Raw genomic sequence first — 21227 nt, forward strand, 5'->3', positions numbered from 1 at the left:
ATTTTATCATCAATAAAGCGAATTCCTAGTACTATTTAAATGATATTTGTAGATGAGGCGATACTAATTTATAACGCCCGATGACTTGATCTTGCGCATAGCATTGCGGATTGGAACATACAGAACAAGCATCAATACGAAGTTACCACCGCAGTGGATAAAATCCCAGGGGATTCCTGCTATCCACCACACAAAGCCTGCTCGAAGACCTGAAATAAAGCCTCCTGAGCTCCAGCCTATTACAATGTAAGGAATAGAGCAGAGAGCTCCAAAACATAGTCCAAAGATTCCTGAAACTATAGCCCAGAAAAATGCAGAATCATTTTTTCTGAAAAGCCATGCTATCAGCACCAGAAGCGGCCAAATGTACAGATACATTATCCACCACAGGTTCATGCCATAAATAGCACCTTCGATCAGGATAAAAACAGGGACTACAGCCACAATTTTCCATCCAAAAAACAATGTGAACATGATAAGCCAAAAGCTTGTAAGTTCAATGTTAGGAAGAAAAGCAAGAGCAGCCTTGCAAACTTCAATGATTGCAACCATAAGGCCTATCTGCGCTATATCTTTTATCGAAAATTTAGTATTACTGTGCAAGCTCATACTTCCATGTGTATGTATCGCCATCAACTACAGGCTGTGAATCAGCACCATACTGACCATAGTCACCGTTTACATAGAGTGACCAGTAAGCGTTGTCTGTTGCGTAGATAGCCTGCTCACCGTTGATCTTCTCAACCATGATGCCGTACTCGCTTTCCTGTCCCTCATAGCTAAAGCCCTGATCTCCGAGCTCATCCATAGCCTGGCGAAGGAATTCTGCGTCTGTGTCAAGAGAGTAGTCAGTTGTCTCGCCTGTGCTGTTTACAACTTCTACAGTGATGTGCTTAGCTCCCTTAGTAGGCTTAGCTCCGAATACCTTCCAGCAAACTGCGAAAACAGCTACTAAAACTACAAGGCATACTACTCCGATTACGATTTTTCTTGTGTTGTTTTTCATAATTATTCTCCTTTTTTTATCTTGGTAAACGGGAATTATCGGGAATATAGAAGTACAAGCAAAAGAAAAACCTCCTGATAGGGAGGTCTGCACACAAAATTAACAAATAGCAGCAATTGCTATTTGCGCATTTGTTTCGTACAGCCAATTCCTCGTGGCCCGGTCAACCCATGTACTACGAAAGGCAGGTCTCCCGACTTATCACTTCGGCATGCTATAACCAGTTAAAAAAATGTTTCATGCGGCGTTTAGACATCCTTCCCAGGCAATGCCCAGTGGCTTATTGGCTAAACTTGTGAAATACGGTGACGAGATCGCGCAGGATTTGCACCTGCTTCCCTTTTCACCTGCACAGTGAACAAAAATGTATCACCTGCAGACACCTTACGTTTATGCAATTGTAAAAACGAATAAGAATTTTGTCAAACACATATTATCATATTAATAATATTACTAGCAAACCCTGTGCCTTATTGGGGTATAAGTCACTGTAAACATCAGCAAAAGCCATAGGATAAACAACATGCTTCTGGCAGGTAATTACCCGAAATCGTAAATATAACCATTTTTCGGGTAAAGCTCTCAGATATTAGCAACAGATTCAATTTGGCTATTTATGAATGAATCAGTACTCTAGTATAATATGATATGTACGTTTACTAACACGAATCATAAGTATGGGGGATTCTATGAAATTAGTTCATTTATCTGACCTTCATCTTGGAAAAAGAGTTAACGAGTTTTCCATGATAGAGAACCAGGAATTTATCCTTAAAAAAATCATTAATATAATAGATGAAGTTAAACCTGACGGAGTTATTATTGCAGGTGACGTCTATGATAAGTCAGTTCCAAGCGAAGATGCAGTTCGTCTGTGGGATGACTTTTTAAATATGCTGGCAATCAGGCATTTACAGGTCTATGCCATAAGCGGGAACCATGACTCTGCAGTTAGATTTGCTGAGCACTCGAGAATCGTGGATGGTGCAGGAATTCATCTGTCTCCTGCATATAAAGGCCATCTGAGCCACTACACATTTTCCGATGAATACTCTGATAAGTGTGGGGATGTGAACATTTACATGTTGCCCTTTATCAAGCCTGCAAATGTAAGGTCTTTTTACCCTGATGAGGAAATAACTGACTACACCTCAGCTGTTCGCGTTGCACTTGCCCATCCGGGGGCTGATGAAGAGCATATCGATAGTAAAAGCCGAAATATTCTGGTAGCTCATCAGTTTGTTACGGGTGCGGAGCGCTGCGAGTCAGAGGAGATCACAATTGGCGGACTTGATAATGTGGATACATCAGTGTTTGATGACTTCGACTATGTAGCACTTGGCCATATCCACGGACCACAGAAGGTTTCCAGAGAAACGATCAGATACAGTGGAACTCCTCTCAAATATTCTTTTTCTGAAAAAGATCACCACAAGTCCGTCACAGTCATAACAATCAGAGAAAAAGACAATGTGGAGATTGAGAAGATACCGCTTGAAGCTAAGAGAGACCTGCGCCAGATAAAGGGAACCTACGAGGAGCTTTCTGATAAAAAGAACTACGAAAACACTAATAGAGAGGATTATATCCACGCGGTTCTGACAGATGAAGAGGATGTGCCGGATGCAATTAGTAAACTCAGGATCATCTATCCGAATCTGATGAAGCTTACTTACGACAACAAGAGGACAAGAGAGAACAGAATAATAGAGGGCGGTGCTGATGTGGACAGGAAATCGCCCATTGAGCTCTTTGAAGAATTCTATGAGAAGCAGAACAATCAGGAAATGTCAGATGAGCAAAAAGAGCTTGTGACAAGCCTCATTGATAGTATTTGGGACTAATAGAGATATGTGAAACACGAAAATCATTATGATATCTGGAAGCAGGGTTTTAAATAACAGAATTTCAGGAAGGAATATATGCGACCAATAAACTTGAATTTATCTGCCTTTGGCCCATATGCCGGGGAGATTAAACTGAATATGGATGACCTTGGAGATAAGGGACTTTATCTTATAACGGGTGATACAGGAGCCGGAAAGACCACTATTTTTGATGCTATTTGCTTTGCGCTTTTTGGAGAAGCAAGCGGAGGCAGCAGGGAAGCCGCTATGCTCAGATCCAAGTATGCAGAGGCGGATACGCCGACATTTGTCGAGATGTCTTTTACCCATGGAGGAAAAGAGTATTACATTAAGCGAAACCCTGAATATATGCGCCCTGCCAAGCGTGGAGACGGCGTTAAAAAAGAACTTCCGGGAGCGGAACTTCATATGCCTGACGGAAAAGTAATTACCAAGGTCAGGGACGTGAACACCGCAGTAGAGGAGCTTCTTGGCATAGACAGAGGGCAGTTTTCGCAGATTGCCATGCTTGCTCAGGGGGACTTTCTAAAACTCCTTCTTGCAGATACCAAGGAACGTCAGGAAATATTTAGAAAACTCTTTAAAACAGGCTATTATCAGACTCTTCAGGCAAGACTCGAAGAAGAGAGAAAAAAGTGTTATGGCATCTGTGATGATGCACAAAAAAGCGTTAAACACTACATTTCCGGAATTATGTGTGATGAAGAAGACGTTCTGTCAATTGAAGTAAATAAGGCAAGAGCCGGTGAAATGATGACAAGCGACGTTCTGGAGCTGATAAAAAAGCTGATTGACAGCGATAGCAGGATTCTTGACGAGACAAGGAAAGAGATAGAATCGCTAAATAAGGAACTTGAAGAAGTCAACAAGAAAGTCGGTAAGGCAGAGCAGCTAAGGAAGGCTGAGGAAAATCTTAAGGTAACATCTGAAATCTATGAAAAAGAGCTTCCGATGCAGGAAGAGCTTAAAGATAGGCTTTCTCTTATAGAAAAAAAGCTGCCTGAAAAAGAAGAATATCATAAGGAGCAGGCGCAGATAGAAGCTGAGCTTCCGGGCTATATAGAATATGAACAGCTGACAGATAGAGAAAAAGAGCTTAATAATGCGATAGAGCTGGATAAGACAGGTGCTCAGAAAGAAGCAGATAATATCAAGGAATATACGCTTAGGCAGGAAGAGCTAAAGACTGAGCTTGAGGGCTATCAGAATGCCGGAGCTGACAGAGAGAAATATCTGGCGGAAAAAAAGAGTGCAGAAGATAAGTACAAGCGTCTTTTGGAGATTTCTGACAGAATCAAAAAGCTTATTCAGGATGAGCAGAAACTGGAAGCGGAAAGAGAATGTTATCTTGAGCTTGACAGAGAATATCAGGAAAAAAACATATGCTATGAGCATATTTTCAAGGCTTATCGCGATGGTCAGGCAGGAGTTCTCGCTAAGACTTTGGAGGAGGGAAAACCCTGCCCTGTGTGCGGTTCTTTGACCCATCCAAACCCTGCGACATCGGAAGGAGAAGTCCCTACTGATGCTGAACTTAAGAATGCCAAGAATGCGGCAGATGCAGCCAGAGATGCAGCCACCAGGGCAAGCAGAAAGTGCGGAGAGCTTGCAAGTACACTTTATGCCAATAAAGTAAACCTGTCAGATGAGCTTAAAGCTATAGCTGATATGGATGAAAAAGACCTTTCTGCGATGCGGGAAAGTACAGCTTCTATCATAGCTGATACCAAAGAGATTGTTGATGGCATAAACAGTAAGCTTGACGAAATGGATAAACTTCTAGAGCGCAAGGAAGAAATAGAGAATAAGCTTCCTGATCTTGAGAACAAAACTTTGAAAAGCAGGGAAAAAGAATCTTCTATTAAGGAAAAACTTGCTGCGGATGAAGCGGCCCTTGAAGCTGTTCTGGGAAGGAAAGATAAACTCAAGGAAAACTTCAGGTTTGATAGTAAAGCTGCAGCAGAGAATAGAATAATAGAGCTTAAAAAGAAGATTATCGATATCCAGTCAGAATATGAAAAAGCTGATAAGGATATGAAAGAGCATACAGAGAAGATCAGTCTTTTAAAAGGACAGATCAAGGCGCTTTCAGAAACTATAGAGAAGTCCGAACAAATCGAGCTTGCTACAGAGCTTGATAATAAGACAAGGCTGGAGGAGACCAGGAGCGAACTCACTAAGAGAGCTACAAGTGCCAGTCTTAGGATTGAAACAAATACTACGGCGCGCGCAGGAATAGAAGAAAAGTGCGATGAGCTATCCGTGGCGGAAAAGAGATATGCTTATGTATCTTCCCTTGCAGATACTGCAAATGGAAAGCTTAGCGGCAAAGAAAAGATAATGCTGGAAACCTATATTCAGACTACATATTTTGACAGGATCATTGCCAGAGCAAACCTCAGATTTATGAAGATGTCTGATGCTCAGTATGAGTTAAAACGTCTTGAAGAAGCAAGCAACAACCGTTCACAGAGTGGGCTTGACCTTGGCGTTATTGACCACTACAATGGAAGCCAGCGAAGCGTCAAGACTTTGTCAGGTGGTGAGTCCTTTATGGCAGCGCTGTCGCTTGCTCTTGGTCTTTCTGATGAAATCCAGTCCTCCGCAGGCGGAATCCAGATTGATACCATGTTTGTGGATGAGGGCTTTGGAACCCTTGATTCGGATTCGTTGGAGCTTGCATATAATGCGCTTGCAGGACTTACAGAAGGTAACAGACTTGTCGGTATTATTTCCCATGTATCCGAGCTCAAGGATAAGATTGATAAGCAGATTGTAGTTACCAAGGAAAAGAGCGGCGGAAGTAAAGCGCAGATAATTGCTTGAGTGCGAGTGATACCTAAATATAATAAAATATACTAATTGCTCCTGGCTCAACATCGTTTTCGCAATTCTACAAATATAAGAGGTTTGATTTAATGGCAATAAAAGTTACTGGTAAAAACAGAAGAGAATATATGACACAGACTCCTGTGCCACAACTGATACTGACACTGTCAGTTCCTACTATCATCAGTATGATGGTGACAGCAATTTACAATACTGCAGATACCTTTTTTGTTGCCAGAGTATCTGATGTGGCAGAAATAAACACCTCTGCGACAGCAGCTGTAGGACTTGTATTTACAGTAATGGCACTGATCCAGGCAACAGGATTCTTTTGCGGGCATGGTTCAGGCAACTATTTATCCAGAATGCTTGGAGCAGATAACCATAAGGAGGCAAGTGAGATGGCCTCAACCGGCTTTGCTCTGGCACTTATTCTTGGTGCTATTTTTGCAATAGTCGGCAATATTTTGGCAGAGCCAATTGCTTCATTTTTAGGAAGAGGGGCTTCTGCTCAGACGCTTGAATTTACTATGCAGTACATGAGGATCATTCTCTTCGGAGCTCCATTTATGATGGCTCAGTTTGTAGTGAATAACCAGTTGAGGTTCCAAGGGGCTGCTTACTATGCAATGATAGGGCTTATGTGCGGTGCGGTAATGAATATGATCCTGGATCCGCTTCTTATCCTGGTATTTCATATGGGAGTCAGAGGTGCAGCTATTGCTACAGTCATGGGACAGGCGACCAGCTTTATGGTTCTTCTTATTGGTACCAGCAAAGGGGAGAACATCAAGCTTCTTCCGCAAAATGTTCATCTTAACTGGCACTATATTAAAGAGATTGTTAATGGCGGAGCACCATCTCTTTTCCGTCAGGGGCTTGCAGCCATAGCAACTCTTATCCTCAACTACACTGCCGGTTCTATTGGATCAGATGCAGCAATTGCAGGTATGAGCGTTGCGGGCAGGATCATGATGATGCTGGCATCGGCACTTATTGGATTCGGACAGGGCTATCAGCCTGTGTGCTCTTTTAACTATGGTGCAGGTCTCACCGGCCGTGTAAAAGAAGGCTTTAAGTTTTGCGTCAAGTATTCAACTATTGTGCTTGTTGGAATCGGTGCTATAGCTTATATCTTTGCACCATATATCATTTCTGGTTTCTCCAAGGACCCTTTGGCTATAACAGTTGGTGTTGCGGCTCTCAGATTCCAGGCATTTACATTGCCTTTATCCGGAGCAATAGTCATCAGTAACATGATGCTGCAATCTATTGGCAAGGGGATTAAGGCCTCAATCACGGCTTCTGCCAGAAATGGAATCTGTTTTATTCCTATGATATTGATCCTTCCTGTATTCCTTGGAATAACAGGTGTTGAAATGGCTCAGGCATGTGCAGATGTACTCTCTCTTTTTATTGCCGTTCCAATGGCTTATTCAGAGCTGCGCAAGTTCTAAATGCCGGCTCATATTGTTTATGGGTTTTACATCAGAGGCTATGATAAAATAAATCCTAAAGGTTACGGGCAAGATGAATTCAGATATAAATTATCATATGAAAAAGAGCCTGATGGCAGTGATTCTATGCACTGCCATTCTGTGCGGATGCGGAAATGTTTCAGGCGGCGCGCAAAATGCAGGCTTAGATGGAAAATCAGACGGAGCAGTAAGCTCTTTTGCCGGAAAGAACATGCAGACGTCAACTCTTTTTGCTATGGACACTGTAATGGAGTTGCAGATTCAGGGGGATGAGGAGCTTCTTCGCGAAGGGGAGGCGCTTATCCGCTCTTTGGAAAAAGAGCTGTCTGTAACTGATGAAAACAGTGAGATAGCAAGGCTTAATAAGGATGGCAAGGCTGCGCTTACAGAAGATGTGGCAGAACTCATGGGTAAGGCGCTTGATATCTGTGATAGCACAAATGGTGCCCTTGATATTACGATTTATCCGGTTCTGAAGACCTGGGGATTTACCACCGGTGAATACAGGGTTCCGGCAGATGAAGAGATTCAGGAGCTCCTTGAAAATGTGGATTATCATGGCGTAGATATCACGAGTTTTGATGCAACTATTGATAGCGACGAGCTTTCCGATGCTGCTGGTATAATATGCGAGATTCCTTCTGGAACTCAGGTTGATCTTGGAAGTGTGGCCAAGGGGTATACGTCAATGTCTCTCTACAATCTTTTTACAGATAAGGGTGTGACAAGCGGTCTTATAAATCTTGGCGGAAATGTTCAGTGCATAGGCAGTAAGATAAATGGTGATGACTGGAAAGTGGCAGTTAAGAGTCCTTTTATAGACTCTTCAAGCGGCATTCTTGGAGTGCTCTCCGTAAGTGATCTTGCTGTTGTGACATCGGGGGGATATGAGAGATATTTTGAAGAGAATGGAAAGACCTACTGGCATATTCTTGATCCTAAGACCGGGAAGCCCGCAGAAAATGGGCTTGTGTCTGTTACTATTATAGGTAAGGATGGCCTTTTATGTGATGGCCTGTCCACAGCTCTTTTTGTAAAGGGGCTTGACGAAGCAATCAGGTACTATCAGGAAAATAGAGATAAGGAATTTGATATGGTACTTGTCACTGATGACAGGGAGGTTTATCTTACAGAGGGTGTAGCTGACAAGTTTTCTCTAGCTTCGGAGTACTATAATCTTAATACTCATATTATTAAATGATGTAAGTATCAAAAGAAATAAGAATTGCTCTTTTAGAAACCTTGCAGCCACTCTTCGAAGGCCTTGTTATACTCATCGAGATTCATTGATTTATCATGAAGCCTGTGCAGCTTGTAGCGCTTACTGATAAAGCTGTAGTGAGCAAATTCTCCTTCAAATTCATTTAGTTTGCACATTTCGTAGCCGTCACCATTCATAATGGAAAAAGGGATGATGATCGCGTGACTTATGACAAGCTTTTCAGCCTGGGCAAAAGTGGAATATCTAAGCGAAAGATCTGAGGTCGTATTGGAAGCTTTTTGAATTCGGTTATTCCATTCCTTGTTGAGGGCGTGTACATTTGGATCATCGCATTTATCCCAGAAAATATAATCGCTGTCATTTAGAAGCGGTTTGACAAAGGTCTGTGGGTCATAGTAGGCAGAGCTTGTGCTGCACTTTATCAGGGCATACTTTCCGCTGTGGATTACAGACATGTCAAAGCCGGTAGAGCTTGCGGGCTCTACTATAACGTCTACAAAATTTCTTCCCATTGCAGCTTCAATCTGCGTGGCTATTTTATCAGCTTCTTTTCCCCAACCCTCTACAGAAGGATTATAGGGCATGAGAATTTTAATAGGGAATGTGACACCTTCTTCTCTTAACTCTTTTCGTGCTATTTTCCTGTAATAGCTTGCGGCTGCGAGACTATACGAATCTCTGGAAGCTATTTCTTTTAACTCAGGAAGAGACGTATAATCTAGACCATCATAATAAAAGGCGCCTCTTGGAGTAAGTGTGTTATTAAGGAGAATTTCAGGCGTGTAAGGCTCATATATTGATAACAGAGTGATCCTGTCAATCGAAGCCTTGATGGCCTTTCTGAAGTTCTGGTTTGCAACAGCTTTGGCCCAGTTTTCCGGCTCGTATTTGGGGTCAAACCTTGGATAAAAATTGAATGCGTAGAAGGTGGAAATGGTGTTATCAGGGCGAGCTCTGTGGATGTGCTTTGAAATCTCAGGATTATCAAGGTATGCGGTCAGCTTATCTGAGGGCACAATAGCCCTGTCAACAGTTCCCTTAAGATAGCGTTCGGTGGAGACAGAAGCTGCATCGTAGTCGAAATAGTTTTCAATCCTGTCTATGTATACCTTATCTTTATCCCAATATTTAGGATTTTTTACCAGGATCTGCTGCTCGAAGGGCTGGAAATAGTGGAGAATATAGGCACCGTTATACAGAAGATGCTTATAATCTCTTGCAAACATGCTTCCGGCTTTCTCAAGATAGGTCCTGCATACGGGAAGAAAGCATGAGTAAGACAGAATACTTGTAAAAAACGGGCATGGTTCTTTTAAGGTGTAGACAAGAGTTTTGGTGTTATTAGCAACAACGCTGGATATAGAAACATCTTTTGATATAGAAGAATTGGCATATTCGTAGGAACATACCCAGTCATCCGCTGTGATGTTTGCGTAATACTCACCATTGTAATCAACCCAAACTATGTCATCCCTTAGATGGAAAGTCCACTGAGTCAGATCATCGTTCGATTCCCATCCGGTTGCAAGCCCCGGAATGATGTTTCCGTGTTCATCGTAATCAACAAGAGCATCGATCACATTGACGCTGATCCCGCAGTCAACATCTGAGTCAGAAGTCAGATAGTTAAGGCTTACTACTTCAGATGCATAGAAAGTCCTATAGACAGTTGCATTTTCGGAAAAAGAGTCTTCGATAAGATGGTTTTCTATGTCAGGAAGAGAGTAACTACATCCTGAAACCAGGAGCATGATCGCGCAGACATATGAAATTATGCGAAATCTCTTTTGACTCATCCGCGCATCTCCTTTCCTATAGATTCATAGTACTTGCGCTTATTCTCGTACATCTCTTCTTCTGCGGTCTTGATCACAGTTAGGAGCTTTTTGTCAGGAGTGGCCATTGCAAGGCCGCAGGCTACGTGATAGCCGTTTTCTTCGATAGCAGCTGTTACTTTGGCAAGATCGCCCCTTACAAGATTTTCGTCGCGCTCATATCTAAAGGCCACAAACTCGTCACCGCCTATTCTATAAGTGTTAGAATCTCCAAATTCCTCCACAATCAGCTTTGCAATTGTTTTGAGCATATTGTCGCCGGCGAGATGCCCCTGAGTGTTGTTCAGTTCATGGAGCCCGTTTACATCGAAATAGATGCAGGCAAGTCCGTCGGTCCCCTGCTGCAGATGCGAACAGAAGTATTCATAGCGGTTTCTGTTCTGAAGACCGGTCAGGGCATCCATGTTTGCTCTTCGCTCGATACCTACCAGAGAACCTGTTGTTATGTGGATAATGTACAGGAAGTAGATGACAAGACCTACACCTGCAAAGAACAAAAAGACATAGAGATAAGTACGAATAGGCCTTACGGCTCCATATACATCTTTTTCAGGAACGCTTACAATGAGCTCCCATTTGGCAATGTTCATGGGAAGAAAGCAGTAATAGCGATTTTTGCCTGTGGATATGTCTTTTCCTATGGCATAGCCCCGCTTGCCTTCTCTTATTGAATCTGTAAAAGATGCATCTGTGCTGATGGAACTTATCTGAATATCAGCATCTTCGATGGTTTCAAGAAGGCGACCTTCATCGTCGATTATAAATTTGCCGCTATCTCTCTCTACTACGGATACTTTGGCATTTCCGTCGTAGATATTCGGAACCCAGGCGCTCAGGATATCTGTAGGAGTTACTGTTCCGTAGATAAATGCAATAGTTTCGCCTCTGCGCCTTATTGGCACAAATATCCTGATGTCATTTATTTCCGGTTCATCAAGATCAGGGAAAAGAGATGATATATGTTCGCCTTTATCATTGATGCTGTCAAAATCAAGAATTCCTGTTGCGTCAAAATCGCTTCCCGTTATTCGGATAACTTTGTTTTCGGGAGTAAGAATTGCTATGTCGGAAATTGTTGAAGTGACCTGGCCTGTGGTCAGATAGGAATTGGTTCTAAGAGAATGGAGAGAATCGTTGGAATTTGAAATAATACGCCCGGTCAGACGGAGCATATTTCTGCTCGTACGAAATTCACCCTCGATGGAATCGATGGTTTCTTCGGTTGCTTTCTTGAGTTCCAGATAGCTTCGCTGCCGGGTATAGCCTCTGATATATATGACGTAAAAAAGTGATCCGATGATTGCTGCAATTATCAGAACTATAGTGGCTATGAGGCTTCGGGTTCTAAATCTTTCCTGGGCTTTGTTCCACATACTCTTTTCCGGATAAATATAGATTATTGTTTATAATTTGCGTGGTTGCACAATTTCACAGATAAATTGTAGCATTTATAGGCGGTTTAATTATAAAAACAAACGAAAATATATATATTAATTTTCGTAAATATAGAACTCTTTTTTCTGTGGAAGTGAATATTATAATTTTTTTTGACGTATTTATGAGTGATTATTCACAAGTGAACTGATAAGTATTGAATAGAGGAGAGGAATCATAGCAGAAATTGGGCATAACATGGCATCTATAACCTTGATAATAGTGAGCAGAAATATGTATGATATAAGTGGACTTGAATTATAGTCAAGTAAGTGGGTATGGACTACGGTCAAGAAGGTGACCACTTTTTTTAAATAATATTCCAAATATGTCATAAAAAGAGGAAAGTATGGAAAAGAAACCAATTTTAAGAAACAAAATATTTTTATATATGACTGAGTTTTTTGCCGGAATGTCAGTGATGGCGGTGGAACTGGGTGCAAGCAGACTTCTTGCACCGTATTTTAGTTCCTCGCAGATAGTGTGGACAATTATTATTGGAACAATCATGATCGCCATGGCACTGGGAAATATCTACGGCGGAAGAAAGGCTGATAAAGATCCGAATCCTGATAAACTGTATGGCAGGATCATCATTGCATCTCTATGGATAGCGGCAATTCCTGTTCTTGGCAAGTACATAATCCTTGCTATTTCTGCAGTACTTATTTTTGCTGTCAACAGTAATTTCCTTGTAATAGCGGCCTTTGCGGCTTGCATGATAGTCTTTGTTTTTCCGCTTTTTCTTTTGGGAACTGTAACGCCAAGCCTTGCCAAGTACACAACCGACTCACTTCAGGATAATGGTAAGACTATCGGAACTCTGGGGGCTTTCAATACAATAGGAAGTATCATCGGAACCTTCATGCCGACATTTGTTACAATTCCGGCTGTTGGAACTGCTATCACATTTTTGATCTTTGCGGGGATTTTGCTGGCCCTTTCTATTCTGTATTTTGTAAGCCCGAACAGGGAAAAACATGATGGTCGAAGAGAGAGCAGTGTTGTTGCCAAGGTTATTACAAGCGTCTTGATATTTGCCCTCTGCTGCGTCTTTGGACATAACGGAAGCTTTGCTTTCTGGGAAAAGAATCTTACTTTTGAAGGGGAGTCTGTCTATAACTATCTTCAGGTAAAAGAAACTCCCAATAGCATGATCCTATCTACTAATGTCCTGTTTGGAGTTCAGTCTATTCTGGTAAAAGACGGATCACTTACCGGGATGTATTATGACTATGCTCTGGCTGCGCCTTACATGGCAAATACAAAAATAAGGCAGCAGGCAAATGGGGAAAAAATTGATGTTCTCATCCTCGGAATGGGATCAGGAACCTACGCAACTCAGCTTAGCAGATACTTTGATAATGTTAATGTAGAAGGCGTTGAGATTGATGATAAGATCACAGATCTTGCGCATAAATACTTCGAGCTTCCTGAGAGTACTCAGGTTACAACTTACGACGGCAGAGCTTTTCTGAATGCCGTTGATAAGAAATACGATGTTATCATGGTTGATGCATATCAGGATATTACTATTCCATTTCAGATGTCTTCACAGGAATTCTTTACCCTGGTCAAAGACCACCTTACAGAGCAGGGCGTGATGGTTGTGAATATGAATATGTATAGCGAAGATAGCAATATTTCTTCAGGCGATACCACAATCAATACTTATCTTGCTGATACCATTTCGTCTGTATTTGATCAGGTTATGATCGTCGATGTTAAGGGTTCAACCAACAAGGAATTATTTGCAACAAACGGAGATGATCTTGCAACCAGACTTGGCAATGATATTGCATTTGAGAAGGATGATGATCTTAAGGCTATGATGAAACATGTAGAAGATACACTTATATCTTATGAAGGAACTGGCCATATCTTAACTGATGACAAGGCTCCTGTAGAACTCCTTGGTATGAAACAGATTGATCTGATTATCAAGGATGAAGTCAGCTTCTATAAGAGCATTTATAAAGAGCAGGGAATTCAGGGACTTTTAAAGCTTTTGTAATTTATTCATAGCACTTTTATATAATACTAAGCAATAATAAGGGAGAAGAAGGTATGTTTAAACTATGTATTAACCCAAAGAGTCACAAAGGGCACATCAATCCTGAACTTCAGGGGCATTTTGCTGAGCACCTTGGAAGGGGAATCTACGAAGGACTCTATGTAAAAGAGGATTCAGGAATTGAGAATATCAATGGAATGAGAAAAGACGTAGTGGATGCTCTTAAGGAGCTGAAGGTTCCTGTGCTGAGATGGCCGGGGGGATGCTTTGCAGATGAGTACCATTGGAAAGATGGTATTGGACCAAAGGAGAGCCGTAAAAAAATGATCAACACTCACTGGGGCGGAGTTGTTGAAGATAACAGCTTTGGAACACATGAGTTCATGGAGCTTTGCGACCAGGTTTCCTGCAAGAAATACGTAAATGGTAATCTTGGAAGCGGAACAGTCCAGGAAATGTCAGAATGGGTTGAGTATATGACATTCGAAGGAGTTTCACCGATGGCAGATCTCAGGGAAAAGAATGGTCATAAGAACCCATGGAAAGTGGATTATTTTGGAGTAGGTAATGAGAACTGGGGATGCGGTGGTAATATGCCTCCTGAATTCTATGGCAATCTCTACCGCAGATATCAGACCTACATTCGCGATTATAAGCAGGGAGAGCATATTAACAAGATCGCTTGCGGAGCAAACGTAGATGATTACAATTGGACAGAAGGAGTTATGAAGACCTGTTTTGATTCACCTGCATGGCTTCATGGTTTTATGGATGGAATATCCCTTCATTACTATACACATCCGGGCGGATGGGAGAACAAGGGAAGTGCTACAGATTTCACCGAGGAAGAGTGGTATAGAACACTTGGCAAGACTCTTTTCATGGAGACTCTTATCAGCAAGCATCAGGCAATCATGGATAAGTATGATAAAGAGCACAAGGTTGGCATTATTGTAGATGAATGGGGCACCTGGTATGACTGCGAGCCAGGCACAAATCCGGGATTCCTCTATCAGCAGAACACAATCAGAGATGCTCTTGTTGCCGGTATCAACCTCAATATTTTCAACAAGCACTGTGACAGAGTCAAGATGGCTAATATTGCCCAGATGATCAATGTTCTTCAGGCGGTTATCCTCACAGATGGCGAGAAGATGATCAAGACTCCAACCTACCACGTTTTCAATATGTACAAGTATCATCAGGATGCTGAACTTCTCGAGAGCTTTATCGAGACCAAGGAAATTGGTGTTACAGAGGAGTATCAGGTTCCAAACCTTACAGAGTCAGTATCTCTGGGAACAGATGGTAAGATTCATGCAACAGTTACAAACCTCTCCTGTACTGAAGATTACGAGGTTAAGGTTATGGTTGCTGATTCTGAGGTAAAAGAGATCGCGGGCCAGATAGTTGGCGGTGAAATGCATCTTCACAATACTTTTGAAGAGCCCGAGAATGTTGTGGTAAAAGAATTTAAGGATTACAATAATCTTGGAAACGGAGAAATATTGATCAAAATTCCGGCAAGCAGTGTCATACATCTTGCGATGACGTTGTAAAAACATAGATCTGGATAAATGCAAAGCTGACAATAAGAAAAACATAAATCTGGATAAAAGCAAAGCTAACAATAAGAAAAAGCATCAATCAGAATAAAAGCAAAGCCGGAAATAAGAAAAGTAACAATCAGATTCTAGTAAAACTTGTTATAAGGAAATTGACAAATAAGATAGTGTAAGGCAGGCTATGAGGAACTAAGCCTTAGAAAGGCTTAAGGGGTAGCTATGGAAAAAAGAGAAAATCCACTAGAGTACATTATCGAGCACATACCGGAGGTTGATCTGGTTGGACGAATCAGAGTTCTGGGAAGATGGCTGTTTTTGGGATGTCTTACAGGACTCATTGTAGGAGTTATAGGTACGGCCTTTTACTATGGGGTAGTCTGGGCGACTGCGTTTAGAAAAGGGCACGATCTTATAATTCTTGCACTCCCCTTTGCGGGGCTTTTCATCGTATTTATGTACAGATTGTGCAAGGACTACGAGGATAGGGGAACAAACCTTGTTATCAGATCGATACAGGAGGGAGACAATCTTCCAATAACTAAGGCCCCACTTATTTTTATTTCGACAGTACTGACTCATTTGTTTGGCGGCTCTACAGGACGAGAGAGCGCAGCTCTTCAGATGGGCGGAAGTCTTGGATACAATCTTGGAAAACTTTTTAAGTTAAAAGAGGGAAATATCAAGATCATAACTATGTGCGGAATGAGCGCAGCTTTTTCGGCGCTTTTTGGAACGCCAATGACTGCTGCATTCATGGCGATGGAGATAGAAAATGTAGGAGTAATGTACTATTCAGCACTTGTCCCTTGCGTTATCTCTGCTCTCACAGCTCAGGGAATAGCCAAGATACTGGGAGTCTCCGCAGAAGTCTTTACCGTAACAATAGTTCCTGCTTTTGATGTTTATAACGCAGTATTTACCGGAATTCTTGGGATTTTGTGTGCAGTTGTCAGTGTTTTGTTTTGCCAGACACTTAAATTTGCAGGTAGAAATTATAAGAAGTTTTTCCCAAATCCCTATGTCAGGGTTTTTGTAGGCGGATGCATAGTTGTAGCACTGACCTATCTGATGGGGATTAGAATTGATGGAAGCGGATTCCATTATGTTCAGGGAATAAGATATTATAACGGCGCCGGAATGGATGTTATAGAGATGGCTATTAAAGGCGAAGCTCCTTACATGGCTTTTCTGTTTAAGATAATATTCACGGCGCTTACTCTTGGGGCAGGATATAAGGGAGGCGAGATAGTTCCTTCACTTTATATAGGAGCAACTTTTGGATGCCTGTACTCCCAGCTCTTTGGGTTTGACCCCGCTCTCTGCGCTGCTATAGGAATGGGAGCGCTGTTTTGTGGGGTAACGAACTGCCCGATTTCTTCGCTCTTTATCTGTTTTGAATTATTCGGATTTAAGGGAATGCCATATTATCTTCTGGCAGTTGCGCTCAGCTATACCTTCTCCGGGTACTCAAGCCTTTATAGCAGCCAGAAAATTGCTTATTCCAAGTTCCACAACAAATATGTGAACCGTGAAACCAAATAAAAAAAGAGTGTCGATTATATTCTATCAAATAAAAAAGCCACCGGAATTTGAAAGCCGGTGGCTTTTTAGAGCCCATAAACCATTATCTTGGATTATTTTCGATTTTAAGTTTTATATAGAGTCTATAGAACGAAATTCATCAAACTGCGGATCTTCAACAAATGCCTTGATCAGGTTAAGAGGTGTGAGGCCAATTGCCTCGTGGTGGATCTGCTGTTTGATCACCATTTTCTCATATGAAGAGAGATTGTGATACTCTGGATGACTCTTTTCATATTTCTCATTAAGTTGGTCGAATAAATTATACTCCGGATCGCCCCACGCAAATACTTCTGCTGTCTTCAAATTTGGTTTGAACGGAGAATACTGCAGTTGGTTGTTCCCCATCTGTCTGTGCTCCTTTCCAGTTGCAAAATGAAGTAATAATAGTTGAAGTGTTAATATAGGTCCGAAGGTCAAAATACCCCTCTTTATTATAATATCATAAAATTTAGCGAAATTTAATAAAATGCTATGAAAAGTTTACACAGAATTCTGAGGGGCATAATTGCAAGAAGAGAGCCTCTGGGCTAGTATGTAACTAGGAATAAACGGGTTTAGAAAAAGAGAAGGAGATTTATGGGTATTTCTATAGGATCAATCGGCAGTCCATATGGAATGAGCTTTGTGAAACCCATGAATTATACTATTAAGAATCAGTCAGAGGTTTCAGACGAGTTCACCAACCATGGAGCGAAGGGGCTAGTTCCAAATGTTACACCTGTTGGATATCCCAATGCTCAGGCTGTATCAACTGTAGAGGATGATGAAGAAGATCCGATGCAGATGGCAATTGATATGGTAAAAAAATCCCAGGAAGCCGGGAAAATGTACAATGACGTGGCACAGAAATTCCAAGGGATGACAGTAGGATACTCTCAGAATCAGGGAGCACTATCCTATGGTATTTCCGGAGGAAATCTGGATCTGTTTGCATAAAAAGGTAGGAAATACATATAGAGAAAGAGGCGGCACAACTTGATGTTATCGGGTTGGTGCCGTCTCTTTGTTATAGAATTAAAAAAGAGCCGCTGATACGTTTTATACCAGCGGCTCGAAGTCTCAATTCAGTTATTTAGTTACGCGCTTTAAGAGCTGAGCTTCATGAATCTTTTCATTAACATCAGCAAGGAACTGATGATTCTGAGGATCCGTAATAAAATCCAGGAAATCTCTGGCTTCTTTTAAGGTTAATTTCTGTATTTCTACAAGGTATTTCAGAATCTCGTCCTGAGTTTTACCCTCGGTGATAAATCTATCGACAATATCAAACAGGACCATAAATCTTCTCATTTTAACTTTTGTTCTAATGTGGTGAAGCTCGATGAAAATTCCGACAAGAATAAACAAGGCTGTGAAAGAAAGTAAGAGAAAAAACACACCCCAAAATAGCCTGCTACTATTAAGGTTAAGCAACCCGGCAAAAAGAGAAAAAACAAAAACTAAGGAAAACGAGGTAATCAGGATACCAAGTCTAGCCTTATTGCGCGTAGAATCGCTAAGCGCCATAAGACGAACGGTAATTCCAAATACCAAATAGAAAACTGCCGCAAAGGCAATTCCCAAATAAGATAATTGAAGCATATTCAATTCCCCCTCTATGTATTAATTCTAACAATGTTAATGTACTATTGCAATCTACTAAATTGAATATAATAATTAATCAATATATAGTGCATAAACAAATGAGAAACTATAGAAACTGCTTGGAAAAGAATGTATTTCTGGGGGAAAATACGGAATCTTTTACTAACTACAAAGGCCGTGACATACTTTAAGATAAATATAAGGGAGTATTATTAATGGGTTGACTTTTACACTACAATGCTTTAATCTTTAAAAGTATAAGATTGTATACAACAATACACACATTAATTTCTTACATATTCAGAGCGTTTTTAAGCAAAAAATGGTATCGAAGACGTACATTTATTTATTTCCCAACAATTAAATGTTTCTATAAAACGTCAATTTTCAAGAGGAGGACAATATTTATGAAAAAGTTAAACAAAGTGGTTAGTACATTAATGGCTTCCATGATGGCTGTTAGTATGATGGCAGGATGTGGTGCAGATGCTTCTACAACCGCTGGCGATTCACAGACAGAAGGCGCTGCAAGTACAGCTGCAGCAGGAACAACCTTTAAGATTGGTGCTATCGGACCACTTACAGGTGAATACGCAGCTTATGGTAGCGCAGTGTGCAACGCTGCAGAACTTGCAGTTGAAGAAATCAATGCTGCAGGTGGAATAAATGGCTATCAGGTTGAGTACAATAAGGAAGATGATGAGACAAATGCTGAGAAATCAGTAAATGCCTATAATCTTCTCAAGGACTGGGGAATGCAGATTCTCGTTGGTTCAACTACAAGTGGCTGTTCAATCGCTGTTTCTGAATATACCAAGGCTGATAACATGTTCCAGCTCACACCTTCAGGCTCAGCTGTTGACTGCGTTAAATATGACAATGCTTTCAGAGTATGCTTCTCAGATCCTAACCAAGGCGTAGCGGCTGCTCAGTATATTTCAGATAATGGTCTTGCAACTAAGGTTGGTATTATCTACAACAGTTCCGATGTTTATTCAGATGGAATCAACCAGAAATTCATCCAGGAGGCTGAAGGCAAGAATTTCGAGATTGTATCTGTAGAGGCTTTCACATCAGACAGTAGTACAGATTTTTCTGTTCAGCTTCAGAAAGCCAAGGATGCAGGAGCAGATCTTGTTTTCCTTCCAATCTACTATAAGGAAGCTTCACTTATCCTGACACAGGCCAAGACAATGGGCTATACACCTACATTCTTTGGTGTAGATGGTCTCGATGGTATCCTTACAGTTGATAACTTTGACACATCACTTGCAGAGGGCGTAATGCTTCTGACTCCATTTGCAGCTGATGCTACAGATGATCTTACAGTTAACTTTGTTAGCAAGTATAAAGAAAAATATGGCGAGGTTCCAAACCAGTTTGCGGCTGATGCTTACGATGCAGTTTATATAATCAAAAAAGCTATTGAAGCCAAGAACGTAACTCCTGACATGAGCGTTTCTGATATCTGCGAAGCTATCAAGGGTGCTATGATTGAAATCGAGGTTGCCGGTGTTACTTCATCCAAGATGACCTGGGATGCAAGCGGAGAGCCTAACAAGGAGCCAAGAGCTGTTGTTATCAAGAACGGAGCTTATGTTTCAGCTCAGTAATGGTTTCATGACATTCTAACCTGATGAGTTTACAGATTAATAAAATTAGGTGAGACTTTCAGCGAGGGATGCTGTCACAGGTATCCTTCGCTTTCTATTACAAGGACAAGTAAATATATAGCCTATTTGATGTCAAAAGCCACTTTTTATATCTACTGATAATGAATTGGTAAATATATTAGGAATTAGTTGTAAAAAAGATAATAAAAGCATCGATTTATTGATTGAAATTATCATATAATAAAGATATGGAATTGCGAGAATAAGTCAAAACAGTAAGAGAGGCGAGAACATGAGTAGTTTTCTTACATATTTTATAAGCGGATTAAGTCTTGGGAGCATATATGCAATAATTGCTCTTGGATATACCATGGTTTACGGCATTGCCAAGATGCTTAACTTTGCTCACGGCGACTTTATCATGGTGGGATGCTACATCATCTTTTCCGTAAGCGGCGCTCTGAGCGGGAATTCGCTGGTGGGAATCCTTGTAGCGATTGTTTTGTGTACGCTTCTTGGAATTACAACTGAATTCGTGGCTTACAGGCCTCTTCGAGGAGCTACGTCTCCTCTTGCAGTTCTGATCACAGCAATTGGCGTCAGCTATTTTCTCGAAAATGTCGCCCTTTTGATCTTTGGCGCAGACATTAAATCTTTTACCTCTGTTATTAAGTGGGAAGGCCTGACATTTGCTGATGGAAATCTCAGAATTCAGGGCGTAACAATTATTACAATCGTCATAAGTATCATAGTTCTGATAGTTCTGGAAGCTTTCATTAATAAAACCAAACAGGGACAGGCAATGCTGGCTGTTGCTGAAGATAAGGGCGCTGCAGCTCTTATGGGAATTAACGTCAACAAGACGATCATGCTGACTTTTGCAATTGGCTCTGCACTTGCTGCCGTTGCAGGCGCTTTACTGTGCTCGGCTTATCCATCTCTTTCACCGTATACAGGAGCAATGCCTGGTATCAAGGCATTCGTCGCAGCGGTTCTTGGAGGGATTGGTTCAATCCCCGGAGCCATGATAGGCGGACTGGTGCTTGGAATAGTTGAGATTCTGAGTAAGACATATATTTCATCGCAGTTATCTGATGCGATAGTATTTGGAATTCTTGTCATAGTACTTCTGGTGAAGCCTACAGGAATTCTGGGCAAGAAGATTCAGGAAAAAGTCTAAGGTGTCAGGAGATCA

16 protein-coding genes and 1 riboswitch are annotated in these 21227 nt (G+C 41.3%); of the genes, 10 read left to right on the forward strand and 6 right to left on the reverse strand.

Annotation, left to right across the window (positions count from 1 at the left end):
- Positions 1 to 63 precede the first annotated feature (63 nt).
- Together BPR_RS01665 and BPR_RS01670 are read right to left on the reverse strand one after the other, a co-directional pair.
- Positions 64 to 609, reverse strand: a complete 546-nt coding sequence (locus BPR_RS01665; protein ID WP_013279725.1) for a hypothetical protein — start codon at positions 607 to 609, stop codon at positions 64 to 66.
- Entirely contained in the window at positions 593 to 1006 is a 414-nt protein-coding gene (locus BPR_RS01670; protein ID WP_026662014.1) for a DUF4430 domain-containing protein, read from the reverse strand. The genes BPR_RS01665 and BPR_RS01670 overlap by 17 nt, the downstream gene beginning before the upstream one ends.
- A 166-nt stretch (positions 1007 to 1172) precedes the next feature.
- Positions 1173 to 1408: riboswitch (cobalamin riboswitch) on the reverse strand.
- 287 nt (positions 1409 to 1695) lie between these two features.
- Between BPR_RS01670 and BPR_RS01675 the strand changes: the two genes are divergently transcribed.
- The 4 genes from BPR_RS01675 (at position 1696) to BPR_RS01690 (ending at position 8382) form a co-directional block, all read left to right on the forward strand.
- Positions 1696 to 2850: an exonuclease SbcCD subunit D gene (locus tag BPR_RS01675; RefSeq protein ID WP_042256345.1), complete on the forward strand. Its 1155-nt coding sequence runs from the start codon at positions 1696 to 1698 to the stop codon at positions 2848 to 2850.
- A 78-nt stretch (positions 2851 to 2928) separates the two neighbouring features.
- On the forward strand, positions 2929 to 5700 hold the full coding sequence (locus BPR_RS01680) for an AAA family ATPase (RefSeq protein WP_013279728.1): 2772 nt from the start codon (positions 2929 to 2931) through the stop codon (positions 5698 to 5700).
- 92 nt (positions 5701 to 5792) lie between these two features.
- A complete protein-coding gene (locus BPR_RS01685) occupies positions 5793 to 7160 on the forward strand; it encodes an MATE family efflux transporter (protein ID WP_013279729.1) in 1368 nt (455 codons plus the stop codon).
- 73 nt (positions 7161 to 7233) lie between these two features.
- Positions 7234 to 8382, forward strand: coding sequence for an FAD:protein FMN transferase (locus tag BPR_RS01690; protein ID WP_013279730.1), 1149 nt, complete (start codon positions 7234 to 7236; stop codon positions 8380 to 8382).
- A 32-nt stretch (positions 8383 to 8414) separates the two neighbouring features.
- Here BPR_RS01690 and BPR_RS01695 read toward each other — a convergent pair whose 3' ends face one another.
- Positions 8415 to 10199: an ABC transporter substrate-binding protein gene (locus tag BPR_RS01695; protein WP_013279731.1), complete on the reverse strand. Its 1785-nt coding sequence runs from the start codon at positions 10197 to 10199 to the stop codon at positions 8415 to 8417.
- The gene (locus BPR_RS19435) at positions 10196 to 11611 is read right to left on the reverse strand and encodes a sensor domain-containing diguanylate cyclase (protein WP_013279732.1); all 1416 of its coding nucleotides are present in this window, start codon (positions 11609 to 11611) and stop codon (positions 10196 to 10198) included. Before BPR_RS19435 ends, BPR_RS01695 begins: the two co-directional genes overlap by 4 nt.
- A gap of 410 nt (positions 11612 to 12021) precedes the next feature.
- Between BPR_RS19435 and BPR_RS01705 the strand changes: the two genes are divergently transcribed.
- From BPR_RS01705 to BPR_RS01715, 3 genes are all read left to right on the forward strand, one after another.
- Complete coding sequence (locus tag BPR_RS01705) at positions 12022 to 13686, forward strand: spermidine synthase (protein WP_013279733.1); 1665 nt, start codon at positions 12022 to 12024, stop codon at positions 13684 to 13686.
- A gap of 53 nt (positions 13687 to 13739) precedes the next feature.
- On the forward strand, positions 13740 to 15245 hold the full coding sequence (locus BPR_RS01710) for an alpha-N-arabinofuranosidase (RefSeq protein ID WP_013279734.1): 1506 nt from the start codon (positions 13740 to 13742) through the stop codon (positions 15243 to 15245).
- 225 nt (positions 15246 to 15470) lie between these two features.
- The gene (locus BPR_RS01715) at positions 15471 to 16793 is read left to right on the forward strand and encodes a chloride channel protein (RefSeq protein ID WP_013279735.1); all 1323 of its coding nucleotides are present in this window, start codon (positions 15471 to 15473) and stop codon (positions 16791 to 16793) included.
- A gap of 111 nt (positions 16794 to 16904) precedes the next feature.
- On the opposite strand, the gene BPR_RS01720 is transcribed toward BPR_RS01715, so the two are convergent.
- Positions 16905 to 17180 (reverse strand): hypothetical protein, encoded by a 276-nt coding sequence (locus BPR_RS01720; protein WP_013279736.1) that lies wholly within the window; start codon positions 17178 to 17180, stop codon positions 16905 to 16907.
- 231 nt (positions 17181 to 17411) lie between these two features.
- Here BPR_RS01720 and BPR_RS01725 point away from each other — a divergent pair, with 231 nt between their 5' ends.
- Positions 17412 to 17771: a hypothetical protein gene (locus BPR_RS01725; protein ID WP_013279737.1), complete on the forward strand. Its 360-nt coding sequence runs from the start codon at positions 17412 to 17414 to the stop codon at positions 17769 to 17771.
- Positions 17772 to 17903: 132 nt separating this feature from the next.
- Here BPR_RS01725 and BPR_RS01730 read toward each other — a convergent pair whose 3' ends face one another.
- On the reverse strand, positions 17904 to 18416 hold the full coding sequence (locus BPR_RS01730) for a hypothetical protein (RefSeq protein ID WP_013279738.1): 513 nt from the start codon (positions 18414 to 18416) through the stop codon (positions 17904 to 17906).
- A 410-nt stretch (positions 18417 to 18826) separates the two neighbouring features.
- On the opposite strand from BPR_RS01730, the gene BPR_RS01735 reads away from it, so the two are divergent.
- On the forward strand, positions 18827 to 20032 hold the full coding sequence (locus BPR_RS01735) for an ABC transporter substrate-binding protein (protein ID WP_042256348.1): 1206 nt from the start codon (positions 18827 to 18829) through the stop codon (positions 20030 to 20032).
- 292 nt (positions 20033 to 20324) lie between these two features.
- Positions 20325 to 21212 carry a branched-chain amino acid ABC transporter permease gene (locus BPR_RS01740; RefSeq protein WP_013279740.1) on the forward strand — a complete coding sequence of 296 codons (888 nt, stop codon included), beginning with the start codon at positions 20325 to 20327 and terminating at the stop codon, positions 21210 to 21212.
- The last annotated feature ends 15 nt before the right edge of the window (positions 21213 to 21227 follow it).

Origin of the sequence: Butyrivibrio proteoclasticus B316 (assembly GCF_000145035.1) — a bacterium.
GTDB classification, from domain to species: Bacteria; Bacillota; Clostridia; order Lachnospirales; family Lachnospiraceae; genus Butyrivibrio; species Butyrivibrio proteoclasticus.